This is a genomic window from Rhizobium redzepovicii (assembly GCF_019793435.1).
GTDB lineage: Bacteria > Pseudomonadota > Alphaproteobacteria > Rhizobiales > Rhizobiaceae > Rhizobium > Rhizobium redzepovicii.
On record NZ_JAILYH010000017.1, the window covers coordinates 77,528 to 104,312 of the forward strand.

Genomic DNA, 26,785 nt, shown 5'->3' on the forward strand with positions numbered 1-26,785 from the left:
TCCGGGGCTCCTGCATCGTCGTGCGATCGCTCAGCCGCGGCGTTTGACCACGCGCATGTTCATCTCTGAGCGAAGCGTGAAGCCGAGCGCGAGGTAGAGGGCGATGGCGGACGTATTTGCCGCATAGGCATGCAGATAGGCGGTATCGCCGCCGGATGCGATTTCGCCGGCAACGAAGCGGAAGAGCAGGGTGCCGAGGCCGCGCCCCTGGAAATCGGGATGGGTGCAAAGCCCGCTGAGTTCGATGAAACCGGTCTGCCGCATCCGCTGCCCGGCCATTGCCATTAGCCGGCCCTCGCTTCTGATCCCCCAGAAGCTGCCGAGGCTCTGGGCTCTGAGCGTGAATGGGCCGGGTTTGGTCAGCGTCGCCAGAGCCAGCATGTCGGCGGCATCGGCCTCCGTCAGCCTCTCGATGCGGGAATCCGAAATCCGCTTATGCGGCCGCTCGGCAATCATCTGGACCGCCGATGCTTCCGTGGCAACGGCAAGGCCTGTTGGGATGGCGATCGGCCCGGCTTCCAAGAGGATCATGCTCTCCTCCGACGCCGGCAGCATCTCCAGGGCGTCGAGGCTTTCAGGCCTATCGTCGGCGGACGCCGCGAAGGGGACGATCGATGGTGGGTATCGCCGCGCGTTTTCGTTCCCCTCTGCAAGGCCGGCATGCGCTGTCTCCAACGCGGTCCAGATCGGCCGGTCGAGGATATGGGTCATGCTTCTTCCTCCTTGGCGGCGTGGCGGCGCGCAAGCGGCACCGCCGCAAGCCCGTCCTCGATGGCTGCGAGCTGCTCCAGAATCGGCCCGTCGAGATCGCCGCAGAGATCCGCAACGGCCGCCGCGATGCGCGGCCAGATGACCATCTTCGAATGATCGACAAGATCCTGTCCCTTGCCGGTCAGCGAGACCAGTCTGCGTCGCTGATCGTCCGGGGCCGGCTGCATATCGACGAAGCCGAGTTCGAGAAGCTGGCCGATGGTGCGGGTTGCGCCGGGCTGGGTGATCCCGACCGCCTGCGCAAGCTCACCGATCGTCAGCGGGCCGGATCGGTCGATCGCGGCCAAAAAGGGATATTTGCCCGCCTGAATGCTGAGACCGGCTTCGTCGATGACCTGCTGCGTATCGGCCTGCAGCCTCTCTCCGATCCGCCGCAGCCGGCTGCCCAAGCACAGAAAACCGAGGGTTCGAACCACATCTTCGACCATGCCTGTTCTCCGTTGCATTGAATGTTATATAACGCGTTATATACTCGCGGTTCAATGCCTGAAAGTCGAGGGCAGGGTTCACCCGCCCCGCCGTCTCGCCGCCAACAGAAACCCCGCCAGGACACAGCTGAGTAGGCCAAGCGACATCGGCAGCCCTTGGTGTCCAATCAATTGCATCGCCAATCCCGCAGCGGGCGAGCCCACCATACCGCCGATGCCCCATGTAAAAGCGAAGGCCGCGTTGCCGGCGATCAGGGCCTGGCCGGTGAAACGTTCGCCGAGCTGGATCAGCGACATGGTGTAAATCCCGAACGAGACCCCGCCCCAAACGAAAACCAGCGGCCAGATCAGCCATGCGTTGAAGACCAGCGGCAGCAGCAGGCAACCGGCAAGGCAAGCCAGGACGCAGAATGACATGGTCCTTGTCGAGCCAAGCCGTTCGGCGACGCGGCCGAGCAGGATCTGCATCACCGCGTTGCCAGCAATGAAACAGGTGATGAGCGCAGCGATCCGTCCCATGGCGCTGCCGAGGGCCGCGCCATAGACCGCGAATAGGGAAAGCAGGATCTGCTCGAAGGCGGCAGCTGTGAAAACAGCAAACATCAGCAGCGGCGCCAGTACGAGGAAGCCGCCGAGCGATGTTGCCTCGCCTTCGCGAGGCATCTTTGGCACGCGTGGTGCGACGGCAACCACGATGAAGCCACAGGCGAGGAAGGCCGCGATACCGATCATGAAGGGTGGCCAGCCCTCCGTGCCGGTGAAGCCGAGCGACAGCGGGCCGATGGCGAAGCCAGCCGAAACAATCGACGAATAAAGGCCCATGATCCGGCCGCGCCGCGGCGCCGGCGTGATCGTGATCAGCCAGGTCTCGCTGATCACATAGAGCGGATTGGCAAAGACGCCGAGCAGGAAGCGCAGCGGCATCCAGACCCAAACATTCTGCATCAAGCCAATCGCAATCAGGGTGAGGGCGGCCAGGATCGAACACAGGATGGCCAGCCGCGCCCCGCCGAGGCGCCGTGAGAGCGCCGGAATGAAGGGCGCCGATGCAATGAAACCCAGCGGCGTCATCGCCGCCGACAGGCCGATCAGGCCGGATGTCGTTTCCTGCCGCTCCAGGATGAAGCTCAGCAGCGGATAGGTCAGCCCCTGCGCCACGGCGAATACCGTAACGGTCGCGATGACCCCTGCCATCGCCACCCATGGGATACGGGCCTCCCTTAGTGATAGGGTGTTTTCGGCACTCATGCAGATATCCTCGTCAGACCCTATGTTCTCAGAACCCTGGAGCCCGTCGGCTTAGGAGGATGAATTCTGCGGGATATGGCGAACGCCGTAATTAAGCTCTCCCAAAAAGTTCTCAAAAATTTCCAAAGGCGCTAAACAGGTCAGGATCGAACGCAGGACCATCAGGAAATGACCGCCTCGCCCTCCTTTCTCGGCCTTCCCAATCGCCTCGCTGATGACTGCTTGCCCCGGGCGGTGATTTTCGCGGCCGCCCACGGCACGACCTATCCCGGCAAGGACAGCGGCGGCTATGCCTTGGCGGCCGGCGCCATCCGTGCTGCAAGCCAGGACGATGCCGGGCTCATCGAGCACTGGGATTTCGATCTCGGCGGTCCGCTGTTCGATGGCAAGCCGATCGCATGCACCGACGCCGGCGATGTCGAGACAACCATGCACGACAATATCGGCAACCGGGCGCGGATCGAGGCGAAGACGCGAAAGGTATTGGCATTGCCGGCCATACCGATCTTGCTCGGCGGTGACTGTTCCGTGACCATTCCTTTCCTTGCCGGTTTTGCGGCGCAAGGGCCGGTCTGGGTCCTGCAGATCGACGCCCATATCGATTGGCGCGACGAGGTGCATGGCGAACATCACGGCTATTCAAGTCCGATGCGCCGGGCGAGCGAGATGCCGCATGTCGCCGGCATGGTGCAAGTCGGCTTGCGCAGTGTCGGCAGCGCGCGCACCGCCGACATCGAAGCGGCGCAACGCTATGGCAGCTGTTTTGTGACCGCTCGCGAGGTTCATAGCCAGGGCGTCGGCGCCGCTCTCCAGCATATCCCGGAAGGAGCGCAGGTCGTCGTCACACTTGATTGCGACAGCATCGATCCCGGCATCATGCCTGGTGTGGCGGCGCGTACCCCTGGTGGCCTCACTTACTCTGAGGTGGTCGACCTGATCGCCGGCCTCGGCAGGCGGGCGAGGATCGCGGGATTCGACCTTGTCGAGTTCTATCCTCCCGCCGACATTGACGGTCTGTCGGCGCTCACCGCCTCGCGGCTTCTTGTCAATGCGATCGGCGCCATCGTCCGGCAGGCTTGATCCTGCTTCTCGCAGCAAGCCGTCGATGGGGTCATTGCTCTTTTTCTCTTAGGCAACTTTGCCCAGACGTGGCTCCGTCCCAGCCAGAAGCCGCCGAAAGTTGGCGCGATGGCGCACAATCACGTAAACGCCGCCGGCGATCACCAGCAGCCGATGGGGCAGCGGTTGCTCCAGGCCGCAGACCAGGGCCATGGCCGTCAACGCCGCCAGCATCGAACTGAGGGAAACAATCCTGGAGATAGCCAGCGCGGCGCCGAAAACCACCGCGGCCCATAAACCCACGGGCCATGACATCGCCAGCAGCACGCCGAGCCCCGTCGCAACCGACTTGCCTCCGGCAAAATTGAGCCAGACCGACCGGCTGTGCCCTAGCAACACAGCAAACCCCGCCAGGCAGACAGCCCAAGGCTCCGAGCTCTGCAGATCGAAGGCTGCCGGTGGAGTGGATGATGGGACTGTCGAGAGCCAGAGGCAGAACCCGCGCGCAAAGGCGATTGCGCCCACACCTTTCAGTACATCGACCAGAAGCACCATCGACGCCGGCCATTTGCCGAGCGTTCGCAATACATTCGTTGCTCCGGTGGATTTGGAGCCATGTTCCCGGATATCGATGCCTTTCAGCAGTTTGCCTGCCAGATAGCCCGTGGGTATCGAACCGAGGAGATAGGCGATCGCCAACCCGACCGCAGCCGCTATCCAGAAAACCATGCGTGTCACCTCGACGGTCTATGTTCAGGCCGCGTGGTCGCCGCCATTACTGCTCGCATCCTCGATACCACGCGGACTAAGCGGACGAACAGTTTCATCCAAGCTTTAAAGACTCTAGGATGCGGCTATGCAGGGATCGCGTTTTGCATTTGGTCCGTTCGTGCTTGATCCGGCGGCGGGAACGCTCCTTCGGAATGACGATCCCGTGGCCGTCGGCCACCGCGGGCTGAAGCTGCTTGCGGCGCTCGTCGGGCGGCCGGGCGAAATCCTCGGCAAAGCCGAGTTGATGGATGCGGCGTGGCCGGGCAGGGCGGTGGAGGAGGGCAACCTCACCGTCCTGATCGCGCAGCTGCGAAAGCTGCTTGGCCCTGCTGCAGACGGCGGCGAGTGGATTGCCACGGTTCCGCGCGTCGGCTACCGCTTCACCGGGGCCACAGATCAGCCCGGTGGCGTCAAGCGAAAGGCTTTGCCGCTGCCTGACAGGCCATCCATTGCTGTGCTGCCCTTCGTCAATATCAGCGATGACCCCGAGCAGGAATTCTTCTCCGATGGGCTGACCGAAGACCTGATTACCGACCTTTCCAGGATGCCGGGTCTGTTCGTCATCGCCCGCAACTCGGCGTTTTCCTACAAGGGAAAGGCGGTTGACATGCGAGAGATCGCTGGGGAACTAGGCGTGCGCTACCTGCTCGAAGGCAGTGCCCGACGCGCCGCAGGACGGGTCCGCATCAATGCCAAGCTGATCGACGCCGCGAGCGGCGATCACCTGTGGGCCGAACGCTTCGATCGCAGCCTCGACGATATCTTTGCCGTTCAGGACGAGGTGGCGGAAAAGATCGTCGAGGCGCTGCTCGGGCGGCTGCGCGCACCACCGCCGCGCAACCGGCCAATCAGCCTTGAGGCTTACGACCTTTGTGTGCGGGCGCGCAGGCTGATGGATGATTCCCCGCAGGCGGCTGAGGAAGCGCATCTGATGCTGACGCGCGCCGTCTCCCTCGACCCTGATTATGCCGAGGCCTATCGCTGGCTCGCCATGAACCACTGGATGGGACGGATCCATAGCGGCGGGCCGACGGAATTCGACCGCAGCCTCGCTTTAGAACTGGCACGCAGGGCCGTCACGCTCGATCCCAACGATGCCGGCTGCCGTTGGGTCCTGGCTTACCTGCTTGCCTATGAGCGCGACTTCGCCGAAGCGGATGCGGAATTCGCCAAGGCGATCGAGCTCGACCCGAATGAGGCCGATACTTTTGCCGCGCTATCCGACATCACCGTCCTTGCCGGCCGGGTCGGCGAGGGGCTCGAGCATATTCGCAAAGCGTTCCGGCTGAACCCGTTTCCGGCAAGCTGGTACTATCTGACGCTCGGCCAGGCGCAATATGCGGCCGGCCAATATGCGGCCGCCGTCGAGACGCTGCGCCGCGACGAGACCTATCGCTCAAGCTCACGCCGTTTCCTGGCGGCAAGCCTTGCCAAGCTCGGCCGGCCCGACGAGGCACGCGCCGAGACCGATCTCTTCCTCGTCGCCAACCCGCATTTTTCCATTCGCCACTGGGCGGCGACCGAGCCCTTCCGCGACGCTCGGACGCTTGCGCATTTTGTCGATGGCTACCGCAAGGCCGGTCTTCCCGAGTGATCGCCGGGCCGCGCCGCCCGCCAGACCAACGGAAACAGCACCAGGGCGACCGCCGGAAGCACGATCAAGTTGATCGTTTCCCAGCCGGAGCTGTGGAGAAGCGACCCGGCCGAGAAGGACGCGCAGGCGACCGTACCGAAGACCACGAAGTCGTTTGCCCCCTGCACCTTGCTGCGTTCGGCCGGCGTATGGCAGTCGGCGACCATCGCGGTTGCTCCGATGAAGCCGAAGTTCCAACCGATCCCGAGCAGAACCAGCGAGAGCCAGAAGTGGGAGATGTCGAAGCCGGAGAGCGCGACCGCCGCCGAGCTGCCGATGAGGAGGAGACCGACGGCCGCGACCCGTTCCTTGCCGAAGCGCACCATCAGGCGGCCGGTGACGAAGCTCGGGGCATACATGGCGAGGATATGCCATTGGATTCCCAATGCCGCCTGGTCGATCGAGTGACCATGCCCGACGCTCTATGATATCGCGGAAGGGCTCGATCGTCTCGAAACCGGGCTGCGGAAGCTTCGCGGCAGGAAAGCCCGGTCGGTCGTGGTGGTCACCGCGTCCCGTTGCCAACTGGCTGCTGGCAAGATTGGACGACTTCTCGATGAACTTTCCGACGATCGATGTCCGGCTTGATGTCTCCGACAGAGTCATCGATCTGGCCCAGGGCGAGGCTGATATCGGCATACGCTGCGGTCTTGGTGCCTGGAAGGGTGTGAAGTCGACATTCCTCATGAGTGAGGAGATTATCGCGGTATGCCACAATCGGCTGCTCGAGGTGGATCGGGAGGTGACCGCCGGCTGGATCGTCGAACAGACGCTGACGGCACGCCGCATCCGGGCGGCGACTTTCCGACATGGGCGGAATGGTTGGCGAGATCCGGCGCAAACCGGCTTCCGATAGAACGCGGGCTGAAGATCAATTCCACGGCGGCAGTCATTCAGGCTGCCGTCGCGGCAAGGGGCGTCGCCCTCGTGCGCAAGGCGCTCGTGGCGCAGGAACTCGACAGCGGCAGGCTGGTCCATCTGTTGCCAGACGTCCGCTGGCCTGTGAAGTGGGCGTATTACATCGTCGCAGCGCCGAAGGCGTTGAGTCGATACGAGGTTGCAGCGTTTCACGTCTGGCTGGCCTCGCGCCCGAGATAGACGGCGATCCCCGGAGGAAAGATTACTCGCTTCAAACAGCCATATTCGAGGCTGCCGACATCACTTCCCGAGGGGCGGGACCACCGAACATATGACGGCCACCGTCTTCGACTTCAGTGAAACACCAGCGCACGACGCCATCTCGGTCGAGCAGGAATTCGCCGACAAGCTGGCCATGGCCGGTCGCAATCATCTGCGTGTCGTCCTCAGTGAATTCGTAGCCATCCGCCTTGTCGAGATAGTCCACCGCCGCCATCACATCCATCGGCTCCGGGAGCTCACCCGGCATGTCGATACGCATCGAGGTCACCGTGCTCATGCTGAGCTTGTGCGGCCAGTCATTCTCGTCTTCGGTGAACTGGACATTCGGCAGGCCGAAGGCCCTGTGTGACATCCGTTCCGGGTCGGAAGCAGCCAGCAGGTTGGGAAGCGGGTGGTAGCGGAAATAGAGGCGGGCACGCTCGATCGGGGTATTCACGACAGTCAGGCTGTCGATGCCCTTTTCCTGCAATGCACCGGTGAGTTCGGCCATGGCGGCGATCTGCCGGCGGCAGAAGGGGCAATGCAGTCCGCGAAACAGCCCGACAAGCACCGGTTTCTGGCCACGAAAATCATCGATGGCGATCTTACCCTGGCGAGTAATCGCATCCAGCACCACGTTTGGCGCGCGATCTCCGGGCTGTAATGGTCTTTCCGAGTGGTTCTCCTGCATGATTAATTCCTCCCTTTATCTATTTGACTTGATTGGACTAACCGCTCTCCAGAAGTTACACCGGGAGGAAGGTCAGTCGAGAAACGGCAAAACGACGAGTGTGCCTGGATCGAGGTTGTGGCGGATGCACACATCCTGCGCCAGCGTGAAATACCGTTCCGCCTCGTCCATATCGTCGTGTTCGAGGCTCAGTGTCGCCAAGCCATCATAGCACGGAAAGAGCAGTTGCGGCTCGTCAATTTCCTTTGCAACCTCAAGGGCTTCCTCGTAATACTTACGAGCTAGCTTCGGCTGCCCGTGGCATTGATGAATCTGCCCGAGGACAATCAGTGGCACGGAGAGATGGTCGCGCTGATCGAGCGCCCGGTCGATTTCGACGGCCTTCTCCGCTGCCGGCACACCCTCGGCCGCGCAGCGATCGGTAAAGGTGCAGCAGGAAACCGCGAGGTTGGCGAGTAGCCGCGCCTGGAAGCCAAGATCGCCGATGCGGGTGGCGACCTCCAGGCCGCGCCGGCAGATCCTGATGGCGTTGGCCGGGTCGACGATGGTGTAGAGAACGCCGAGATTGGAATAGGCGCGGCACGCTGCACTTTGCAGATCGGCCTTTTCAGCGACCGAAAGGCTGCGCTCGACTTCCTGCACCGCATCGCGGCGGCGCCCGAGCCGCGCCAGCGCCGCACCCTTGGTGTTCAACGCCTCCGCCATCGCCCGTGCCGCCTCCCGTCCGGCCTCGGTCGTTCCGTCGACGGGCAGCGTTTGCAGGCGTTGCAGCGCCTGCGTCGCCCATTCGGCGGCAGCTGCCTGATCGCCCATGCGAAAGGCCAGATGGCCGCGCTCCTGCAGCAAGTGCGCATGTTCGATCGGCGCATCGATCGTCGCGATCAACGCTTCGGCCGCAGCGCAATGGGTTTCCGCCTGGTCGCGGCGCCCCGCGTCGAGATGCAGACGGCCGGTCTTTCGCAGGATCCGTGCTGCGGCGATCCGATCGTCCTTGGTGCGGTGGATCGCAAGCGCCCGCTGATAATGGGTCAAGGCAGCATCGCGCCGGCCGGCAGGGCCGCAGAGATCACCAAGACGCTCCATGAGCGCCAATTGCTCCGGCGACACCTCCGGCTCGTTGGCGAAGGCGGCAAGGGCCTGATGGTAGAGTCGCATGGCATCGTCATTGGCGTAGGTCTTGCGCGCCAGATCGCCCGCCGCCATCAGATAGCCGGCGCCCTTGGCTTTCTCGGTGGTCAGACTGAAGTGATGGCCGAGCTGCGTCAGGTGCTCGGCCCGGTCGGGCGCTTCGCCATATTGGCGTTCCAGAATGCGGCCGATCCTGCCATGCAGCTCCATGCGCCGCTGCAGCAGCAGATTGTGGTAGATGACGTCATGCATCAGCGTCTGGCTGAAGCGATAGCCCGGCGATCCGCCGGCATCCGGGCCGCGCAATTCCTCGATGATATTGGCATCGCAGAGATAATCCAGCGCCGCGTCGACGCCGGCCGGGTCGGAGGTGACGGTGCGGAGCAGGGCGGTATCGAACTTTGGGCCGACAACCGCAGCCTCCTGCGCCAACCGTCTCATCTCTTGCGGCAGCCGATCGACGCGGGCGAGCAACAGCGCCTGGAGATTGACCGGGATATCGACATCCGTGTCGTCGGCTGCGACATGCCAGCGATGACCGTCATGGTGCAGCGTGCCCATGTCGATCAGTCCGCGCAGGATTTCTTCGATGAAAAGCGGATTGCCGCCGGCCCGATCCAGGATGCGCTTGCGCATGGCCACCGGCAGCTTACTATGGCTCTCGCCAAAAAAGGCAGCAAGCAACTTCTGCCCATCGGCTGCAAAGAGCGGGTCGAGACGTTGCACGGTCACGTTGACGCGATCGGAGTTCAGCGGGTCGGTCTGCGATGTCGGCCGGTAGATCGCCAGCAGCATCAGCCGGCTGCGCTCCAGCCGATCCATCATGAAGCGGAGCACTTCCAGCGAGGCAACGTCCGCCCAGTGCAGATCCTCGATAACGAGCAGCAGAGGGCCTTGCGCCAACCGCCGCTCGAAGACGGTGCGTACCGCATAGAAGATCTGTCGCCGCAACTGTTCCGGCTCGATGTGCCGTAATGCCCCATCGGCGTCGCCGAGACCGAGGACATGCAGAAAGAGCGGCAAAAGCCCCTCGACATCCTCTTGGGTGAGATCGAGCGCGCGGAATCCGGTTGTCAGCAGCTGCCGTGTTCTGGCGAGATCATCCCGCTCGCCGATACCGTAAGCGCTGCGCACGACCGCGGCGAGCGTGCCATAGGATCGTTCGCCGAGGGGAGAGCAGGTGGCGTTGCGGATGGCAAGGCCGGGGAAACGGGCCGCATCGCCGGCGGTTCCAACGAATTCGTTGACCAGCCGCGATTTGCCGATACCGGCTTCGCCGATCAGGCGGACGAGTTGCGCCGCACCGCCGCAGGCGAGATCGAGGCAGGTCAGCAGCCGCGACAACTCGCCATCGCGTCCGATCATCGGCGCCTGAAGGCCGAAACTTTCGAGCCCGCGCGCCGTATGCGGCGCTTCCAGCAGCCCAGCCAGCCGATGGACGAGGACGTTTCCGCTTTTGCCACGGAGCGTCTGCGCGCCAAGACTGTCGAAGGCAAAGGCATGGCGGGTGAGGCGATAGGTCAGCGGTCCGACGAGGATATCGTTTTCGCCGGCCATCGATTGCAGCCGCTGGGCGGTGTTCACCGTGTCGCCGGTCACCGAATAGGATTTTGTGCTGACCGCACCGAAGCCGCCGGTGACGACAGGCCCGCTATTGATGCCGATATGCAGACGCAGCGGCACACCGGCGCGTGAGCGCCAGCGGTCGCCGACGTCAGTCGCCCGCCGAATCATATCGAGTGCGGCACCGAGCGCCCGGACCGGATCATCTTCATGGGCAACCGGGGCGCCGAACAGCGCCAGCAGCGCATCGCCGACGAACTTGTCGACGAATCCGCCATAAGCCTCGACCGCCTGCGTCATCTCTTCGAATAGTTCGTTCTGCAGCACCCGCATGATTTCTGGGTCGATCTGCTCGCTCAGCGTCGTGAAGCCGCAGAGATCGGCAAAGAGCACCGTGACCGGCCGCCGGTCGGCATCGCTGTCTGATTTATGCGGCACCACCTCGATGCTTGGCTTCGGCGCAGGCGGGACTCGGCCTGAGATGGCCGCGCCGCATCTCGGGCAGAAGGCAAAATCCGGCTGACAGGCACAGCCGCAGGCAGCACAGGAGAGGGGCTGCCTGGCGCCGCATCGCGTGCAGAAGGCAAAACCACTTTGAATATCGAAACCGCAGCCGGCGCACTCCATCGCACCCGTCCCACGAAAGGCCAGATATGCGACGGGTATCCCGGTCGCAACCGACGGGCCTTAACAGAAACAAGCATGAACCTGCTACGTGAGGCCCGCAAGCAGGATTTCAGTTGGGGTGAAGGATCATCAGTCCGATAGCGCTCATAAACGCCAGCGCGAGCATCGACAGCACCCCGGCCAGCAGCACGCGCCCGCCGGAGGCAAGTACCGTCCGCATGTTCACCGACAGGCCAAGGGCAGCCATCGAGACGAGGGTGAGCACGGACGAGGATTCCCTCGCCACCGTTGCGGCTTGCGGCGGGATGAGATCGAAGCTCCGCAAGCCCATCATCGCCAAGAAACCGACAATGAACCACGGCAGAAGATGTGCAAGCGAGATTTGGGTGGGATGCTCCGCATCCCTCTTGAGTTGCAGCAGCAGCACGACCGGACCAAGCATCAGGACCCGCATGAGCTTCACGATGGTGCCGACCTGTACGCTGACGGCGCCGACAGGCGTGGTCGCTGCAAGCACCTGCGGAACCGCGTAGACGGTCATGCCGGCAAGAACGCCATATTGCCATTCCGTGAGATGTGTTACCGCAAAAAGCGGCGGCAGCACCAGGACGACGACTATTCCGAGCGCCGCCGTGAAGGCGATCGACGATGCAACGTCGTTCGCGCGGGCGCCGATTACTGGTGCTGCGGCAACGATCGCAGAATTCCCGCAAATGGAATTGCCGCAGGCGACAAGAGTTGCCAGCTGGTCGTGAAGGCCAAGCATCCTGCAGATCCCATAACTTGTCACCAGCGAGAGAAGCACTGTTCCCATGACGATCACGATCATGGTGGTGCCGGCCGCGGCGACGGTCGCTATGCTGACGGATGCGCCGAGTAGCAGGATGGCAAATTCCAGAAGGACCTTGCTCGAAAAGGCGATCCCTGCATGAAAACGGGCCGGCAGGCCCACGAAGGTCTGCAGCATCGTGCCCAGGAGGATGGCGAAGACCAGCCCATCGATGATTTCGAAGCCGATGACGGCTTTCTCCATAGAAACCATGCCCCACGCCAAGATGGTTATCGCGACGGAGGCGGCGATGCCGGGAAGGATTTCCAACAATCTCGAGGAAGGCGACATGAAATATCCAAAAGAAATTCTATTTGTAGGATAGTCCTCCGTTTTGTGCTCATCCATCGAATAATTATTGACATTTCATTCGGTGTAAGAGAACGATTTTCGATGACGTTCGAGCAGCTTTCGATCTTTGTGGCAGTGGCCGAGCGGCAGCATCTCACGCAGGCGGCTTCCGCTCTTCGACTGACACCCTCCGCAGTCAGCGCGTCCGTCAAGGCGCTGGAGACGTTCTATTGCGTGAAGCTCTTCGACCGGGTTGGCCGCGGCATTCAATTGACCAGGGAAGGGGCCGTCCTTTTGCGCGAGGCCAAGGAGACGCTGGCAAGAGTCAAAGCAACCGAGGCGGTTCTCGCCGAGCTTGGCAGGCTGAAGACCGGTACGCTCGACATCCATGCCAGTCAGACCATCGCCAACTATTGGCTGCCCTCGCGGCTCCTCGGCTTCTCCCACGCTTATCCGGGCATCGATATCGATCTGACGATCGGCAACACGATGACCGTGGCTGCGGCGGTCAAACAGGGCGACGCGGAACTGGGATTCATCGAAGGCATGGTCGACGAACCCACGCTTTCGAACTCCATGATCGCCAGCGACAGGCTGGTTCTTGTCGTCGGATCCGAAAACCGCGACGATATTGAAGCAGGGGACCTCGGCCGCCTCAAATGGATCATGCGGGAAGCGGGTTCCGGAACACGTTCGGTGCTCGAACAGTCGCTGCGCGAGCTTCACATCGATCCTTCCAAGCTCGACGTCTCGCTGGTGCTTCCCTCGAACGAAGCGGTATTGTCGGCCGTGAGAAGCTGCGGCTGTGTCACGGCGCTCTCCGAGGTGATCGTCATGCCCTTCGTCGAGAATGGCCAGTTGCGAATGCTCGAGGTCGAGCTTCCGCCGCGACGGTTCACCTTGCTCAGACATAAGGAGCGCCATCGAACTGCGCCCGCACGAGAATTCGAGGCATTCTGCCGTGCCCACGCCTGATATGCCGGATTCCGTGGACAGCAGCCGTTAGAGCGATAACTTCGAGAGCTCTAAACTCGAGAGCGATGTGGCGGTCGTTGGATCGCCTCCCGCTGTGATGGCGATCGTCGAGGCAGGGGACTGCCCTGAACCCACGGCATTGCCATTCGGATTGACGATCGCTCCGCTGGGCCATCAGCAGATCGATCGACTGACGAAACTGCGGCCCGGTGCCTACCATGGAGGCTTCAGGAGCTTGTCCGCCGCCCTTGAGCGGGCTCTCGCGGCTGCGTCTGAACCGGATGATTTTAATCCGATCCGGCCTCAAATCATCCGATTCTAGGCTGGTGTGATTTCGCGCATCAGCCTGCTTTCGTCAGTCCCTTGTGCTTCACGCGGCAAAATTCGATCAGCTGCTCCGACGTCATTGGCCGCGCCAGAGCATAGCCTTGCAGCAAATGGCAACCGAGATCTTTTAGGATCTTCGCGTGCTCCATTGTCTCGACGCCCTCGGCAACGATGTCGATGTTCTGTGACCGGCCGATTTCGATAATGGAGGAAACCAGGCGGCGTTGAGACGGAGAGGCTATGATCGGCTTGATAATTTCGCGGTCGATCTTAAGTCGTCGCGGCTCAAACCGAAGCAGACTGATGATGCTGGCATGTTCCGTGCCGAAATCGTCGATCTCGATTTCAATGCCGAGCGCTTTGATTGCCGGAATGACCTCGTTGAGGGCAGGCTGAAGCTCGTCGAAGGAAATTGTCTCGAGCAGCTCGAAACAGAGGCGACCCCTCGCTGCGGGAAGCCCGGACAGTTCGGCGAGCAAATTTGCCTGCGCCAGTCGGCGCGCCGATATATTGACGGAGACACGCGGGATCTGCATTCCCAGGCTGTCCCATCTCGTCAGCTCGAACAGGGCCTTGTGCAGGATCAGCCTATCCATATCGCCGCTACGCCCCAGCCTTTCCGCGGCGCCGAGAAAATTGTTCGGGCCGAGCAGACCTTTTCGCGGGTGATCCCAGCGGGCGAGGGCCTCGACGCCTGATATAGCCAGCGTATCCGCATGGAATTGCGGCTGGAAGAATGCAACGAGCTCATCGCGGTCGAGCGCCAGATTGAACTCATCCGCCAATTCTTTTGAATGGATTGCGGCGCTGCGAAGCTCTTCGGTGAAAATGGCCGCGCGGCCGCGCCCTGCCTTCTTCGCTTCGTAGAGGGCCAAATCGGCATTGAGAAGCAACTGGCCGAGATCCCGCCCGGAGGCATGTTCAGTCTCCCAGGCGACACCGACGCTTGCTCCGACCACATACTCCGCCCCATCGATGAGGAGGGGCTGCTGGAGCGTGGCGACGATCTGCTTGGCCAATTCGGCTGCCTCAGGCTCGGGGTTGGCGCTCCACCTGGCGAAAATGAACTCGTCCCCACCGATCCGAGCCGCGACGTCGGTTGGGCCGGTCAAATCGGCGAGGCGCGAAGCGGTTGTTTGAAGGACCATGTCACCGCCGGCATGCCCTTTCGTATCGTTGATCTCTTTAAATCGGTCGAGGTCGATATGAATGAGGATCAGACAGTCTTCGCCATCGGGTCTCTGTGGTTGCGAGATCATCTGGTCGACGAACCGTCGGTTAGCCAGCCCCGTCAGGGCGTCGCGCAACGACAGATATTCCAGACGTTGCCGCGCTCGAACGAGCTTCTTCTTGTGAAGGCGAAGCTTCTCGATCGTTCGTTGGCGTGATTTGGTCAGGAAGCCGATCCAAATGATCGGCGCAACGACACAGAGGCCCAACAAGCTCGCATAAAACTCAAAAACGCCGATTCCGTTATTTTGGCCCCATCCGTGCTTGGGCACGGCGCCGAAAGTCCACCGGCCATAAGCCATGTCAACGGATGTCGCGACCGGCTGCTTCGAAAAGGTTTCCAGACTTCCGAGGAAAACCTGTTTCGGCGAATTTGGCTCCGGCACGGTACTGATGGCAATCTCAAGCTCGGTCGATCCAAGGCCGCTATCACTATAGAGCCTTGGGATATCAATAATTCCGGAGAGCAGCCCCCAAAAGATCTGGCTGTTTCCGTCATCGATATAGATCGGACATCTGACGACGAAAGCGGTTCCGCCTTGGACGAGTTCCACTGGCCCTGTCAGAACGATATTGTGGGTGTTGCGCGCCAGCATCGCGGCAGCCCGTTGCTTGTCATTCTTTCGGTAATCGAGCCCGATGGCCTTTTCGTTTCCTTTCTCAGGATAAACCCATTTGACCACCATGTCGGGCGCCGCAGCGAAACTGCGCAATTGTGAATCGGGCTGCAGGATCTGCGCGGCGAGTTTGGAAAATCCGTTCTGGCCCATTGCCGGGTCGACTGCGATGCCAGCCGCCAGACCTTGCAGCAGCTTCACATTGCTATTGAGGTTCGTCTGAAGCCGAGATGATATTGTGGCAAGCTCGCCCGCAACAATCGAGCGCTCCTCTGCCAGCGATCGCTCCAGCCGCCAGTTCGTTGCGACCCAGACGACAATAACTGCAATAACCGCCGCAAATAGTGCCGGAGCAAATGCGGTTGCATGGCTGGCTGCGGAGGCAGCAAGGCCACGGAGTATCTTTGGATTTCTTCGAAACTTCATTAGTTTGCCGGCGCGGATGGACACAGATGCATCCTCGCACAGTTTCTTTAAGGCAACGCTAAACCGGCTAGCCTGCGAGAAAAGCCGATCCGGTAGCGCGTCAAGACATCGTTTTGGTTGGAACGTTGGTCTGCCACGGCACGATGGCCTGGCACAATCTGACTGGCTGCTCCTGGTTGCTGGGCAGATCGGGCAGGTGAGGGTGCACACATCGGCTTCAGCTTCCTAAGTTTCTATTCTCATGATCCTGGTGGATGGATATCCGCTTTATGCTCCAGCGTTTGAACGGGACCTCAGCGTGCTTCCAAAAATCGAATTGCTTGCCGACATTGACGTCGCTGGTCGCTGAACGACCTAGTGAACGAGTGATACCCGGCTGAGCACGCAGAAATGACTGCGGAACCTTGGACGATGCAGCGAGAGCTTCGCGAAGAAATTCGCCGTCCCGTGTGCTAGCTCGGATCGCTGCGCGACCATCGCGACGGGCTCGACATTCTACAGGACGAAACCTCCTGTAAGACGCCGCTATGGGAGGCTTGCCTCCAGCTTTGTTCTCAGGGATTGCCAGACAGCTGGCTTGTCATCTCGTCTCCCACGTAATCGAAAACGCGGGGAGTGTGCCATTCAAACTTTACAGAAACAGGACACTTCAACTTTGCGGCCACACAAAAATCGCATAAGACAGATTATGGAACAACAGAATGCCTTTTTATTACAATGGCATATAGCGTCGCCACTCTCGCCGAGCTTGTCTTGTGCTCTGCGCAGTTACTCCTGAAGTGTTGGGATCACTTTTGCCGGTCTTTGTAGCTCCGTAGCGGCGGCGGAAGCTGCTGCATCGGCCGTCCCGCTGGAAACATGAACCGTCGGAGTTGCAAACTGGATCCCTTTTTCCGCGAATGTCTTCTTGAGCATGGCCAGTGCCTTTCGGCGAACGCCGAATTGCTCGCCGGGTTTGGCCATGAACTTCAGGCGGATCTGCACACCGTAATCGGCCATCTGCTCGATCCCTTGCATTTTCAAGGGCTCGATGATGTTGGGCCCGAGTTCGGGATCGTCCAGCAGCTCGACGCCAATGCGCTTGATGGTCTTGCGGACCTCCTCAAGGTCGCTGTCATAGTTCAGGGTCAGCGTAATGATATCGATCACCCAGTCGCGGCTCAGGTTCTGCACCGCGCCGAGTTCGCCGAAAGGAACGATGGTGACCGGACCGCGGTGGTGCCGAAGGCGGATCGATCGCAGCGAGAAACCTTCGACTGTCCCTTTATATTTTGCCGCCTGAATATACTCACCGATGCGAAAGGCATCGTCGAACAGATAGAAGACGCCTGAGATGATATCCTTGACGAGCGTTTGCGCGCCGAAGCCGACGGCGATGCCGACGACACCGGCGCCGGCCAGCAACGGTCCGATCTGAATGCCGACGGCATCCAGGATCATCAGGAAGCCGACAGCGCCGATCGCCAGAAACAGCACGTTGCGAAGGATCGGAAGCAGGGTATTTAACCGCTGGCGCCGGCGCGCTTCGGGTCCGTCCAGATGCCCCGCCTCCGCACTTCGCGACGCCACCGCCATCTGACTGTCGATCAGCGTGCTTGCGAGCTTCCAGATGACGTCGGTCACCAGCAGCACGATAACGATGCGGATGCCTGCACGGATCAAACGGGTGGTCACCGTTTCGGCAGCGGCAAGGTCACTGAGATTGACATTCCAAGCGCGGGCAATCAGCAGCGCGGCGACCACGATCAGGCCGTTCCGGAGCGTTTGCATGATGACGACGGACCATCCGACGATAGCCGGATCTTCGACGGCGTGTTCGCCGCCGGATCGTACGATGCGACCGATGACATCACGCGCCACGGAAACGGTAAGCGGCAGAAGCGTCAGGACGATCAACGTCCAGAATACTCCGCGCAGCCCGGACACCCATAACAGCCACGATAATACGATGCTCGCGCTGAAGCCGACGCAGACTAACCGGTTCACCGGCGGCCCGTCGGAACGGAAATGCCGCAGCCAAATCATCGTAATCAGCGTGATCGAAACGACACCGAGCCACGCGGCGGTAAAGAGATCGACCAGGATGGGCGAAGCCCCGATGGTCTGGAACACTTCGATGATCGCCCAGCCGGCCGCCAGCACGGCGACGATTGCGAGAAGCCAGTAATACCAGAACCAGGCAAGCGAGGTGACAAGCGTCAGAAGCCGCATATGCGGCAGCCGGGCGCCGGGCGCAATCACGATGCGGCCGACAAGCACGCCAAGGCGCACCATCAGCGCCGCTGATAGCAGAATGAGCGCGATATCGCGAAACACGGCAGGCCAGGGAAAGAGGATAAAGGCGCCGAGGCTGCCGATGAGATAACCGACCAACGCGAGAAGGCCCATTGAAAGCCGGGCCGCATGGAGCTTGATCCGCTGCCGGACGGTGTCGGCAGGCGCGGTCAACACAAAATGAAGCAGCCCTCGCCCGGACCACCAGGCAAGGCGCTGCGCAGCGAATCCGCCTGCAATGAAGAGTGTCACCGCCAGGATCAGTCCGACAGCATCGATGCGATCATCCGTTTGGAAGACCCGGATCGCCGTTTGAACCTGTCCCGGAAGCGTTGGGACTGCATCGACGAGCGTGAGCAACCTTTGGCGTAGATCCTGCAATGCGGTGGCAATCGACGGCGGTGCCACCTCTTGCGGGGCCGCTGCCGGCTGCGCCGGTTCCTGAGTGCCGGGAACGATCCGGTTGACCAGCGCGCGTCCGGCATCATCGTTGGGCAATTCGATGATAACCCGGATCGGTGCCGAGGAATTGGTCGGTTCGGCCGCTGGGGCGACGGTTACGCTCGCGAACACAAGCGTCGAAAATACCACCGTCAAGAATATCGACACTCTACCAAAAAAATGACGGTCGTCATTGATGCGCATATAGCCCTGGTCCCCAAGAAGCTGGCGTTGTTTCTAGCAACTTCGGACGTTGTGAAGCGTTGCGTAATCGACGTCAATCGACGACCTGTCTGGCGGGCGTAAAGCTCGCCGTGCCGCCGCCCCTGAAAACACGCCGGTCGGTTAACGGCGGTTGCTCATGATCGCACCGTTTTGAACCCTGCCCTGATCTCCTGACTGAAGAGTTCCGGCTCCTCCCAGGCCGCGAAGTGGCCGCCCGTGGGCGCGCGGTTATAGTAGACCAGCTTCGGATAGGCCTTCGACAACCAGTGCTTTGGCGGTTTGTAGACCTCTCCGGGGAATATGGTGACGGCGACCGGCACTTTGACCTCCGTGAGCTTTGCGCCCGCCATGGCGTTTTCGAAATAGATGCGGCCACTCGAGGGGCCGGTGTTCGTCAGCCAGTACAGCGTGATATTGTCGAGGATGACATCCTTGCCAAGCGCCTGTTCCGGATCGCCTCGGGTGAACACCCAGTCGGCGATCTTGTCGTAAAGCCAGGCGGCAAGGCCAACTGGCGAATCCGCAATGCCGTAACCGACTGTCTCCGGACGTGTGCTCATGATCGCGGCATAGCCGAAGCCGTTGTTGAGGAAGTTCCGCGCCTCATCGAAGACGACCTTCTCGTCCGCAGACAGATTGTCGGGAGCCGGCCCTCCATTTTTAAGAGCCTGGGCTGCATCCGATGGGAACGTCGTGGCCCGCTCGATCCTGTTGACATGGATGGCGAGCAGCCCATCGGGTGCCTGGCGACCCAGGGCGTCGCTGATGATGGCGCCCCAGTCGCCGCCTTGCGCGACATAGCGGTCATAGTCGAGCCGTTTCATCAGCACGTCCCAGGCAGCCGCTATCCGCTGCGGGTTCCAACCCGTCGTCGACGGCTTCCCGGAGAAACCGAATCCCGGGATCGAAGGGATCACCAGGTGGAAGGCATCCTCGGCCGTACCGCCATGCGCCGTCGGGTCCGTGAGCGGCCCGATGACATCGAGCAGTTCGAACACCGAACCCGGCCAGCCATGGGTCATGATCAGCGGCAGCGCGTTTTCATGACGGGAACGGACATGGATGAAATGGATGTCCACACCGTCGATATTGGTGAGAAAATGCGGAAAGGCATTCAGCCTGCTCTCTGCCTTGCGCCAGTCGTAGGAGGCCTGCCAGTAGGCCACCAGCTCCTTCAGCCTGTCGGGCTCAACACCCTGCGAACGATCCGTGACGGTTTCACCGTCGGGCCATCGGGTTTCGGCAAGTCGCCGCCTGAGGTCCGTCAGCGCTGCCTCGGGGATCTCGGCCTTGAACGGTCGGATCTCTCCGATGGTTGCGCCGATGACGTCGGCGGCTTCCGACACCAGCGGAAGCAGAACGGCGGATAAGCCGGCCGCGGCACCCGATGACAGCAGCGTGCGTCGCGATAGAAGCCTTTGGTTCAAAGAGGTCAGCAGTGCCATGACGTGTGTCCTTTCATGACAATGAGAGTCAACGGACAGGTTCGGCAAGGGGTGCCATTGGTGACCGCATAGGGTTCAATGTGATGTCAGTCATATCAGTTCTTCCTTATGTTGTCGCCGCTGCGCTCCGCCATCCCCCGCGAGCTGTCTCAAATCGGCGGCTGGTGATTATTTGGGTGGCGCGACGCAGGGCCGGCACCCGGAGAAACTGAGAGGCAGCCTCTCGTTGGAAACTCAGCCTTGGCCAGCGCCGTCACAGCGACCACGATCAAGAGGCTGCCTCTCAATTTTTCCAGCTACTGCGCGGTGACGGCGTGGCTACTTATGGACCTGTCGTTCAGGAAAGGAACTCACATGTCCGAAGACAAAACCGAAAATAGGGCTGCATCGGCCGCAGCCACGCCATCCCTCCCCGTCGGAAAAATCTTCGCGTCCGCTGAAGCCCAGCACGGTGACGTTGATTTCATCAAGGTCGACGAGATGCTCACGCTGAGGAGAATGATTGTTCGCGCGCCGGCGCCAAAAGGCACCGTGCTTTTCCTGCACGGGTTTCCGGAAACGCTGTTGGTCTGGAGGGACATTGCGAGCACGCTTGCTCGCGACTACGACGTCCACGCCTTTGATTGGCCGGGCTACGGCCAGTCGTCGCGCCCCGCGTTGCAATGGTTTTCCTATGCGCCCCAGGACTACGCGGCGGTGTTGAAGGCCTATATCGAGACGGCAGGCATCGACCGTTCGAACCTCGTGATCTATGCGACCGATATTGCCGCCCTCCCCGTTTTGCTGCTTGCTCTCGATGAGCCGGCGATCGCCAGGCGGATCATCGTCGGAGACTTCGCGCCATTCGACCGGCCGCAATACATGTGGGAGAACCTGCAGAATCTCAAAGCCGAGCCGACGGCCTCGCCGACCCGCGCCTATATGAACAAGACAAGCGACGAGATCCTTCAGAACGTGCACAGGCGCGGCCTGTCGCCGGCGGAACAATTCGATCTGCCGACCGACGTTCAGCAGGACTTGGTCCGTTCGTGGAACTTGGGCGGAATGACGTCGGCGGACGCCTTTGCCCATTACTACGCTCATTTCACGCGCGACCAGAACGTCCTCGAGGCCAACCTTGACCGGTTGAAGACGCCGGTCAAAGTCATCTGGGGCGAAAAGGACCTCTACATCAACAAGGAAATGGGCATCGAATTCGCCGCCAGGATCGGTGTTGAAATCAATATCCTGCCGGGTATCGGCCACTTTCCCCATCTGCAGAATGCGAAACAGACGGTTGAAGAAATCCGCGCATCATTCGGATAATGTTTTATTATCGTCGTTCTGATAGCGCGCGCAACCGGGGTAGAGCCCAGTCGACAAACGCGCGTACCTTCAGCGCCAGAATCCCCTGGCGAGCGTAAACGATATGAATAGGCTGCGGCGGTCCATCGAAATCCCGCAGGATGGGCACCAGCGCGCCCGACGCCAGCTGGTCGGGAACCTGGTAGTCGAAGAGCCGCGCGATCCCCGCTCCGCCGACGGCCGCCGCGACGCAGTTCGCCGCGGTATTCACTTCCAGCCGGTTGCGAGGCATCGCCTCGATCGGCTTTCCCTCAACGTCGAATGTCCAGAAGAATGCCGGCTTGTTGAAGAAGATCCCGTCGCGATCGACGAGATCGCCTGGGCGCTGAGGTTCGCCATGCCGCGCGAGATAGGCAGGGCTCGCGCAGGTCAGCAGGCGGAATTCGCCGGTTTTGACCGCATGGAGGGAACTGTCGGCAAGGTCGCCGAGACGGATCGCGATATCCACCAGCTCGGACACAAGATCAACCGTGCGGTCGAGCGACAGGAGCTTCAGCGACACCTCCGGATATTTGTCCATGAAGCTCAGCGCGACGGGCAGCACATACCGGCTCCCATATTCGATCGGCATCGTGATCGTGAGCGCGCCTCTGGGCGTCTGGTATTCGCCCGACGCCCTTCGCTCCGCCTCATCGAGATCCGCAATGATCTTTCGGGCGGCGTCGACATAGTCGCGGCCGGCGTCGGTGAGCTGAAGATTGCGGCTGGTGCGGACGATGAGGTTTGCGCCGAGATGGCGTTCAAGCTCGGCCACCTTGCGGCTGACGCTGGGCAAAGGCGCGTTCAGCCGCCTGCTGCCGGCCGAGATGCTTCCGGCGTCGACAACGGCCAGCAATATGCGCATCGCTTCGAGACGATCCATTGGCACCCGACCGTAAGATATCGCTTCTGCTCATCATCGGCCGGCAGACTATGACGTTGCCCAGAACCGCAGGCAATCCTAATCCAGCAGCCTGCGTATGGCCATGATCCCCTTTGCAGCATCCGACCAGGATTGACGCCAGATCAAAACGCCGACGCTGAGGATGGCTGCGACAATGAAGGGGATCGGCCCGATGAACCAGAAGGCGGCAGCGACGGTGAAGTAGTAGGATCGGACGCCGACGCTGAACGAGCGAAGAGCCGGGTTCAAGACCAGAGTGAGCGCGTTTGTCCAGCTGACGATGTCCCTGTCTTCATCGCGCGACGGACTCGCCCCGATCGCCGCAAGGCAATAGTTGATCTGTCGGACCGCCCATATGAAATCGGACAGGCCGCGCAGCAGCGTCGCCATGATCAGGAGCACCTTGCACTGGAAGAACCAGGCGGGATCCTGCGCCGCAAACAGCGCGATCAGCCCGCCGCCCGATCCATAATTCGGCTCCATGAACAGCGCACCGCTGAGCCCGACGATGACGATGAGGTTGGCAGATCCGAAGAAGGATGCCGAATTGATCGTATGCCCGAGGATCGCCGCGTCGCCGATGAAGTTATTGTCTCGGGTCAGCACCTCGCGCATCCAGGCCGCGCGAATGCGCACCATGTCGACGGAAAGGCTGTCGTTTCGCCGCGGCCACCCTATTGCCATCAAAGGCTCGAGTGCCACCCAGACGAGAAGGAAGAATACGATCGCCGCGACGTTCAAAAAATCCATGGTGTCCCCCGAATTGAATGGCGTTTTTCCGAACACTACGTCGAGCGAACGGCGGCTCCAAGCGTCAATCGCCGTCCGCGGCTTCCTTTGGTGCGCAAGGGCGGGAGGCCGCTACCGGCTGCGCGTCGCGAGCTTGTACGGCGGTCTCAAGCCGCATGCACGAGCAAGATTGGAAACGTCGATATTGCGTCCCATTGAAAGGCGACTAAGATTGGGTGTCACCAGCCGCGTGACGTGGTCAACCGGCAGGTCAGACTTGGGGATACGGGAATGGACCTTGCCGAAGAGCCTGGCATCTTCACGTGGGACTTGGCGACCGACACGGTTTACGCGGATTCGGCACTAGCGAACCTCTTTGGGCTTGATCCGGAGCAGACCATCGCGGGGCTGCCGATCATAAAATATCTCGACAGGATTCATCCGGACGACAAGCCATCCGTGGCCAAGGCGATTTCAGACTCGGTGGTGACAGGAGATCCCTACCGCCATGACTATCGGGTATTTGATCGAAGCGGACAAATCGTAGCCGTGGCCGCCTTCGGCCGCTGCTTCAGGGATGCAGCCGGAAACCCATCGCACTATGCGGGCATCGTCTTTCGGACGAATGATCAAAGCCAGCAAGACGAATTGTCTGCGCATTGCAGCGCGGCGCTCAAAATTGCGAGGTCATCCGGGCTGCAGGCGACGGCCGACGCGCTTGAGGCGATTCTGAAAGAGCTTGCGACGCCGATGGCTTCCGGCATCGCGCCGCTTCATTGATTTTCTTCGACGCATCGAGCGACGCGCCTGCCCTTGTGCAGCGATTCAAAGCTCGCCGGTCAACGCCATCTCGCCTCGGAGAGATGACTGGGAAATCCGGCAAGCATGACCCCCAGCGGCACATTTCGAACCAGCCTGGCTGCAATGAAGGTTGCGCAGATCGCTGCGGCAAGCTTCGCCCAGGGATAGCTGCCAAGTTGGACATGGGCGTTTGCATCAACCGATGTGGCCTTTGCCTTCAGCGCCGCCTCCGCGTCCTCGCGCAGCATGCCTATCCGAGCCTTCAGCAGCCTGAGTTCCTGCTGCAGGCCGCTCAAATCTTCGTCGACTTTTTCACGCGTGCTTACAACGGCGGCATCGGCAAAAGGCGGTTCACCTTCGGCGATCAGTTCATCGGGGTCAGGAAGGCGGCCGTCGCGATTGATGGATGATTGCATGGACATATCCTCAAATAAAGAAGCGGGATGAGATGAAGGCCCGGCATCGCGGCCGCGCCTTCCAATGCAGGTCAGAGGATCAGTGGTCGCGCCGGAAACCCTGGCTTTGCTGCGATCCGCCCTGCGACTGGTTCTGCGATTGGCGATTGGCATCGTCCGACGGCGTGGGGGCGCTATAAGTGTAGGCACGCACCTTGGCGCTTCCATGCACGGTGTCGCGCGTCGCTACGGGGCGCGTATCGTCGAATGCACTCTCGGACACGGCGAGGTCTTCCGATGCTTTGCCGCCGGAGGGTTTGCCGGCAAAACCGGTATTGGACGCGCCTTGTTGCCTGTCTTCCAGCGACCAGAGGTCCGCCCGCTCGTCCATGTCTATGCTGCCCTCGTCGTCCAGAATATCGTGGACGGTCTCATAGAGCGCGTCATCGATATCGTTGACCTGAACGAGGAAGCCGCCTCGCCGCAACCCCTCTGCGTAGACCGCACGATCCTCGTCGGGAAAGAAGAAGTCGGCCAGCGCGTCGAAGAAGCCGCCGCGGTCGTCGCTCATGGCGCCGGCGGTTTTTTCGTCCGCCTCGTAGCCTGGCATCAACCTTATTCTCGCAACCGGCACGCCCGCGTCTTCAAGACGGGAGACGGCGGATTCGGCTTGCGATCGGTTGTCGAAAAATGCGGTGAGGCTGCTGCCCCCTGTCGGGCCGGAGAAGGCTGGATTGGTATCGTGGTAAATGCTGCTCACGGGAAATCTCCTCTCGATGCATAGACCCACGCCGCGGATCCGGCGGCTGGTTTCCTGATCAGAAAAACAGGTGGGCGAATGGAATGTTCCAAGCCAATGCGTGGGCAGGCGATAGCGGCTTCAGTCGCACCGGCCGCCCCCCACATTGGCGGCTCACCGATATCAAAATGAGGAACGGTTTGGCATCGAGGATCGTTGTCCCGCGCCACCGCAATTCAAGGCGCTCTAGCGGTTGACGTCAAACCGTCGAGACGCTAGCACGGCTTTTGACGCATTGGGGATATTTCATATGGACATCTTTACGGCAGCCGGTCTAACGGCTTTGCTGCAGGTCATTGCTATCGACCTCGTTCTTGCCGGCGACAACGCCGTGGTTATCGGTCTCGCTGCTGCCGGGCTTGAGGCCACGCAGCGCCGAAAGGCGATCATCGTCGGCATAGCAGCCGCGACCGTCCTGCGTATTCTCTTTGCCAGCGTTGCCGTCTATCTCTTGGCGATCGTCGGCCTGCTGCTGGCCGGCGGACTTCTGCTCCTCTGGGTCTGCTGGAAGATGTGGCGCGAGCTTCGCGCCGGCCATGGCGACAACCATGACGCGGCGGGCGCCGAGGGGGCGCCGAAAAAGACCTTTTTCCAGGCGGCGACCCAGATCGTCATTGCCGACGTCTCCATGTCGCTCGACAACGTGCTCGCCGTTGCCGGGGCGGCGCGCGAACACCCAAGCGTGCTGATCATCGGCCTTGCCCTGTCGATCGCGCTGATGGGCATCGCCGCCAATCTGATCGCCCGGTTGCTCAACAACCATCGCTGGATCGCCTATGTCGGCTTGCTGATCATCCTCTACGTTTCGCTCGACATGATCTATCGCGGCGCCGTCGAGATTATGCCCTACATGCAGTGATTTCAGGCTCGATTGTCTTTGTGGTCAGGCTTAAGCCCCGATCCTGACTTCGGTTTCGAAACTCATCTGATCATAGGCCGGGACCACATGGTCCGGCGTCTCGGCCATCACAACGTCATAATCGAGCGGCGTGTGCATATGGGTGAGGATCGCCCGTCTCGGCTTTAGCCGGCCAATCCAGTCGAGCGACTGTTCCAGCGACAAATGGCTCGGATGGTAGGTATATTGCAGCGCGTCGATGATCAGCACGTCGAGATTTTGAAGCTTGTCGACGGTCTGGGGCGGGAAGTCGCTGATATCACTGCAATAGGCCACATCGCCGATCCGAAAGCCGAGCGAGTGGATATCGCCATGCTGCTGAATATGCGGATGAAACCGTATCTTGCCGCCGGGGCCGCGGACTTCGACGGGTTCGTCGAGGTTTTCGATGACAACCGGCAGCACGATGGGCGGATAGTTGCTGCCCGGCGGCGTTTCCAGGCAATAGCCGAAGGCTTCGCGCAGCCTGTCCATCGTATATTGGTCGGCAAAGATCGGCACCCGCCGGCGCGTATTGTGAAAATAGCCGCGCAGATCGTCGATGCCATGAATATGGTCCGCGTGCGGATGGCTGTAGAGCACGGCATCGACATGGTCGGCCCCTGCCCTGATCATCTGCTCGCGAAAATCCGGTCCGGTATCGATAACGACGGTGGTGACACCGCCATCCGGCGCAAATTGCTGCACCATGAAAGCGGCGCGTGTGCGCCGGTTCTTCGGATTGTCTGGATTGCAGGCGCCCCAGTCGCCGGTAATGCGTGGCACGCCGGGTGACGACGAACAGCCGAGAATGGTGAAGCGCCGCCGGTAGAGCACCC

23 protein-coding genes and 1 pseudogene are annotated in these 26,785 nt (G+C 61.1%); 8 read left to right on the forward strand and 16 right to left on the reverse strand.

Annotation, left to right across the window (positions count from 1 at the left end; translation table 11 throughout):
• Positions 1 to 30: 30 nt before the first annotated feature.
• The 3 genes from K6N12_RS25090 to K6N12_RS25100 form a co-directional block, all read right to left on the reverse strand.
• Positions 31 to 711 carry a GNAT family N-acetyltransferase gene (locus K6N12_RS25090; RefSeq protein ID WP_097628884.1) on the reverse strand — a complete coding sequence of 227 codons (681 nt, stop codon included), beginning with the start codon at positions 709 to 711 and terminating at the stop codon, positions 31 to 33.
• Positions 708 to 1,199, reverse strand: coding sequence for a MarR family winged helix-turn-helix transcriptional regulator (locus tag K6N12_RS25095; protein WP_097628883.1), 492 nt, complete (start codon positions 1,197 to 1,199; stop codon positions 708 to 710). Before K6N12_RS25095 ends, K6N12_RS25090 begins: the two co-directional genes overlap by 4 nt.
• Before the next feature lie 78 nt (positions 1,200 to 1,277).
• Positions 1,278 to 2,447, reverse strand: a complete 1,170-nt coding sequence (locus tag K6N12_RS25100) for an MFS transporter (protein ID WP_097628882.1) — start codon at positions 2,445 to 2,447, stop codon at positions 1,278 to 1,280.
• Positions 2,448 to 2,615: 168 nt separating this feature from the next.
• Here K6N12_RS25100 and K6N12_RS25105 point away from each other — a divergent pair, with 168 nt between their 5' ends.
• Positions 2,616 to 3,527, forward strand: coding sequence for an agmatinase (locus K6N12_RS25105; protein WP_097628881.1), 912 nt, complete (start codon positions 2,616 to 2,618; stop codon positions 3,525 to 3,527).
• Between the two features lie 48 nt (positions 3,528 to 3,575).
• Here K6N12_RS25105 and plsY read toward each other — a convergent pair whose 3' ends face one another.
• The gene (gene plsY, locus K6N12_RS25110) at positions 3,576 to 4,235 is read right to left on the reverse strand and encodes a glycerol-3-phosphate 1-O-acyltransferase PlsY (protein ID WP_097628880.1); all 660 of its coding nucleotides are present in this window, start codon (positions 4,233 to 4,235) and stop codon (positions 3,576 to 3,578) included.
• A 127-nt stretch (positions 4,236 to 4,362) separates the two neighbouring features.
• Between plsY and K6N12_RS25115 the strand changes: the two genes are divergently transcribed.
• The gene (locus tag K6N12_RS25115) at positions 4,363 to 5,871 is read left to right on the forward strand and encodes a winged helix-turn-helix domain-containing tetratricopeptide repeat protein (protein WP_222148991.1); all 1,509 of its coding nucleotides are present in this window, start codon (positions 4,363 to 4,365) and stop codon (positions 5,869 to 5,871) included.
• Here the strand turns inward: K6N12_RS25115 and K6N12_RS25120 are convergent.
• A pseudogene (locus K6N12_RS25120) lies at positions 5,844 to 6,329 on the reverse strand (MFS transporter); the annotation flags it as partial. The gene K6N12_RS25115 and the pseudogene K6N12_RS25120 sit on opposite strands and share 28 nt — an antisense overlap.
• A gap of 5 nt (positions 6,330 to 6,334) precedes the next feature.
• On the opposite strand from K6N12_RS25120, the gene K6N12_RS34665 reads away from it, so the two are divergent.
• Both K6N12_RS34665 and K6N12_RS34670 read left to right on the forward strand, forming a co-directional pair.
• Complete coding sequence (locus tag K6N12_RS34665) at positions 6,335 to 6,766, forward strand: LysR substrate-binding domain-containing protein (protein ID WP_375166055.1); 432 nt, start codon at positions 6,335 to 6,337, stop codon at positions 6,764 to 6,766.
• Positions 6,733 to 7,008, forward strand: a complete 276-nt coding sequence (locus tag K6N12_RS34670; protein WP_275593024.1) for a LysR substrate-binding domain-containing protein — start codon at positions 6,733 to 6,735, stop codon at positions 7,006 to 7,008. Before K6N12_RS34665 ends, K6N12_RS34670 begins: the two co-directional genes overlap by 34 nt.
• Positions 7,009 to 7,039: 31 nt before the next feature.
• Here the strand turns inward: K6N12_RS34670 and K6N12_RS25130 are convergent, their stop codons facing one another.
• The 3 genes from K6N12_RS25130 to K6N12_RS25140 form a co-directional block, all read right to left on the reverse strand.
• A complete protein-coding gene (locus K6N12_RS25130; protein ID WP_003586427.1) occupies positions 7,040 to 7,720 on the reverse strand; it encodes a peroxiredoxin-like family protein in 681 nt (226 codons plus the stop codon).
• Between the two features lie 72 nt (positions 7,721 to 7,792).
• Positions 7,793 to 11,038 (reverse strand): adenylate/guanylate cyclase domain-containing protein, encoded by a 3,246-nt coding sequence (locus tag K6N12_RS25135; protein ID WP_097628878.1) that lies wholly within the window; start codon positions 11,036 to 11,038, stop codon positions 7,793 to 7,795.
• Between the two features lie 109 nt (positions 11,039 to 11,147).
• Positions 11,148 to 12,158 carry a YeiH family protein gene (locus K6N12_RS25140; RefSeq protein ID WP_097628877.1) on the reverse strand — a complete coding sequence of 337 codons (1,011 nt, stop codon included), beginning with the start codon at positions 12,156 to 12,158 and terminating at the stop codon, positions 11,148 to 11,150.
• Between the two features lie 102 nt (positions 12,159 to 12,260).
• Between K6N12_RS25140 and K6N12_RS25145 the strand changes: the two genes are divergently transcribed.
• Complete coding sequence (locus K6N12_RS25145; RefSeq protein ID WP_097628876.1) at positions 12,261 to 13,133, forward strand: LysR substrate-binding domain-containing protein; 873 nt, start codon at positions 12,261 to 12,263, stop codon at positions 13,131 to 13,133.
• A gap of 341 nt (positions 13,134 to 13,474) precedes the next feature.
• On the opposite strand, the gene K6N12_RS25150 is transcribed toward K6N12_RS25145, so the two are convergent.
• The 3 genes from K6N12_RS25150 to K6N12_RS25160 all read right to left on the reverse strand — a co-directional run bounded on the left by K6N12_RS25150 (position 13,475) and on the right by K6N12_RS25160 (position 20,118).
• Entirely contained in the window at positions 13,475 to 15,733 is a 2,259-nt protein-coding gene (locus tag K6N12_RS25150) for a bifunctional diguanylate cyclase/phosphodiesterase (RefSeq protein WP_097628874.1), read from the reverse strand.
• A gap of 768 nt (positions 15,734 to 16,501) precedes the next feature.
• Entirely contained in the window at positions 16,502 to 18,652 is a 2,151-nt protein-coding gene (locus K6N12_RS25155) for a mechanosensitive ion channel family protein (protein WP_097628873.1), read from the reverse strand.
• Between the two features lie 155 nt (positions 18,653 to 18,807).
• Positions 18,808 to 20,118, reverse strand: coding sequence for an epoxide hydrolase family protein (locus K6N12_RS25160; RefSeq protein ID WP_097628872.1), 1,311 nt, complete (start codon positions 20,116 to 20,118; stop codon positions 18,808 to 18,810).
• A gap of 354 nt (positions 20,119 to 20,472) precedes the next feature.
• Here K6N12_RS25160 and K6N12_RS25165 point away from each other — a divergent pair, with 354 nt between their 5' ends.
• A complete protein-coding gene (locus K6N12_RS25165) occupies positions 20,473 to 21,423 on the forward strand; it encodes an alpha/beta fold hydrolase (protein ID WP_097628871.1) in 951 nt (316 codons plus the stop codon).
• A gap of 7 nt (positions 21,424 to 21,430) precedes the next feature.
• On the opposite strand, the gene K6N12_RS25170 is transcribed toward K6N12_RS25165, so the two are convergent.
• Positions 21,431 to 22,324 (reverse strand): LysR family transcriptional regulator, encoded by an 894-nt coding sequence (locus K6N12_RS25170; protein WP_097628870.1) that lies wholly within the window; start codon positions 22,322 to 22,324, stop codon positions 21,431 to 21,433.
• Positions 22,325 to 22,402: 78 nt separating this feature from the next.
• Positions 22,403 to 23,095 (reverse strand): DUF599 domain-containing protein, encoded by a 693-nt coding sequence (locus tag K6N12_RS25175; protein ID WP_097628869.1) that lies wholly within the window; start codon positions 23,093 to 23,095, stop codon positions 22,403 to 22,405.
• Between the two features lie 270 nt (positions 23,096 to 23,365).
• Between K6N12_RS25175 and K6N12_RS25180 the strand changes: the two genes are divergently transcribed.
• Entirely contained in the window at positions 23,366 to 23,854 is a 489-nt protein-coding gene (locus K6N12_RS25180) for a PAS domain-containing protein (RefSeq protein ID WP_097628868.1), read from the forward strand.
• 59 nt (positions 23,855 to 23,913) lie between these two features.
• Here the strand turns inward: K6N12_RS25180 and K6N12_RS25185 are convergent, their stop codons facing one another.
• Together K6N12_RS25185 and K6N12_RS25190 are read right to left on the reverse strand one after the other, a co-directional pair.
• The gene (locus K6N12_RS25185) at positions 23,914 to 24,291 is read right to left on the reverse strand and encodes a hypothetical protein (RefSeq protein ID WP_097628867.1); all 378 of its coding nucleotides are present in this window, start codon (positions 24,289 to 24,291) and stop codon (positions 23,914 to 23,916) included.
• 79 nt (positions 24,292 to 24,370) lie between these two features.
• Positions 24,371 to 25,030 carry a hypothetical protein gene (locus K6N12_RS25190; RefSeq protein WP_097628866.1) on the reverse strand — a complete coding sequence of 220 codons (660 nt, stop codon included), beginning with the start codon at positions 25,028 to 25,030 and terminating at the stop codon, positions 24,371 to 24,373.
• A gap of 289 nt (positions 25,031 to 25,319) precedes the next feature.
• Here K6N12_RS25190 and K6N12_RS25195 point away from each other — a divergent pair, with 289 nt between their 5' ends.
• Positions 25,320 to 25,928, forward strand: coding sequence for a TerC family protein (locus tag K6N12_RS25195; protein WP_097628865.1), 609 nt, complete (start codon positions 25,320 to 25,322; stop codon positions 25,926 to 25,928).
• Positions 25,929 to 25,958: 30 nt separating this feature from the next.
• Here K6N12_RS25195 and K6N12_RS25200 read toward each other — a convergent pair whose 3' ends face one another.
• Positions 25,959 to 26,783: an MBL fold metallo-hydrolase gene (locus K6N12_RS25200; protein WP_097628864.1), complete on the reverse strand. Its 825-nt coding sequence runs from the start codon at positions 26,781 to 26,783 to the stop codon at positions 25,959 to 25,961.
• Between the last annotated feature and the right edge of the window lie 2 nt (positions 26,784 to 26,785).

Coding starts and splice junctions, on each gene's coding strand:
- K6N12_RS25090 (WP_097628884.1), bottom strand. CDS start 711: ATGACCCATATCCTCGACCGGCCGATCTGGACCGCGTTGGAGACAGCG.
- K6N12_RS25095 (WP_097628883.1), bottom strand. CDS start 1,199: ATGGTCGAAGATGTGGTTCGAACCCTCGGTTTTCTGTGCTTGGGCAGC.
- K6N12_RS25100 (WP_097628882.1), bottom strand. CDS start 2,447: ATGAGTGCCGAAAACACCCTATCACTAAGGGAGGCCCGTATCCCATGG.
- K6N12_RS25105 (WP_097628881.1), top strand. CDS start 2,616: ATGACCGCCTCGCCCTCCTTTCTCGGCCTTCCCAATCGCCTCGCTGAT.
- plsY (WP_097628880.1), bottom strand. CDS start 4,235: ATGGTTTTCTGGATAGCGGCTGCGGTCGGGTTGGCGATCGCCTATCTC.
- K6N12_RS25115 (WP_222148991.1), top strand. CDS start 4,363: ATGCAGGGATCGCGTTTTGCATTTGGTCCGTTCGTGCTTGATCCGGCG.
- K6N12_RS34665 (WP_375166055.1), top strand. CDS start 6,335: ATGATATCGCGGAAGGGCTCGATCGTCTCGAAACCGGGCTGCGGAAGC.
- K6N12_RS25130 (WP_003586427.1), bottom strand. CDS start 7,720: ATGCAGGAGAACCACTCGGAAAGACCATTACAGCCCGGAGATCGCGCG.
- K6N12_RS25135 (WP_097628878.1), bottom strand. CDS start 11,038: ATGGAGTGCGCCGGCTGCGGTTTCGATATTCAAAGTGGTTTTGCCTTC.
- K6N12_RS25140 (WP_097628877.1), bottom strand. CDS start 12,158: ATGTCGCCTTCCTCGAGATTGTTGGAAATCCTTCCCGGCATCGCCGCC.
- K6N12_RS25145 (WP_097628876.1), top strand. CDS start 12,261: ATGACGTTCGAGCAGCTTTCGATCTTTGTGGCAGTGGCCGAGCGGCAG.
- K6N12_RS25150 (WP_097628874.1), bottom strand. CDS start 15,733: ATGAAGTTTCGAAGAAATCCAAAGATACTCCGTGGCCTTGCTGCCTCC.
- K6N12_RS25155 (WP_097628873.1), bottom strand. CDS start 18,652: ATGCGCATCAATGACGACCGTCATTTTTTTGGTAGAGTGTCGATATTC.
- K6N12_RS25160 (WP_097628872.1), bottom strand. CDS start 20,118: ATGGCACTGCTGACCTCTTTGAACCAAAGGCTTCTATCGCGACGCACG.
- K6N12_RS25165 (WP_097628871.1), top strand. CDS start 20,473: ATGTCCGAAGACAAAACCGAAAATAGGGCTGCATCGGCCGCAGCCACG.
- K6N12_RS25170 (WP_097628870.1), bottom strand. CDS start 22,324: ATGGATCGTCTCGAAGCGATGCGCATATTGCTGGCCGTTGTCGACGCC.
- K6N12_RS25175 (WP_097628869.1), bottom strand. CDS start 23,095: ATGGATTTTTTGAACGTCGCGGCGATCGTATTCTTCCTTCTCGTCTGG.
- K6N12_RS25180 (WP_097628868.1), top strand. CDS start 23,366: ATGGACCTTGCCGAAGAGCCTGGCATCTTCACGTGGGACTTGGCGACC.
- K6N12_RS25185 (WP_097628867.1), bottom strand. CDS start 24,291: ATGCAATCATCCATCAATCGCGACGGCCGCCTTCCTGACCCCGATGAA.
- K6N12_RS25195 (WP_097628865.1), top strand. CDS start 25,320: ATGGACATCTTTACGGCAGCCGGTCTAACGGCTTTGCTGCAGGTCATT.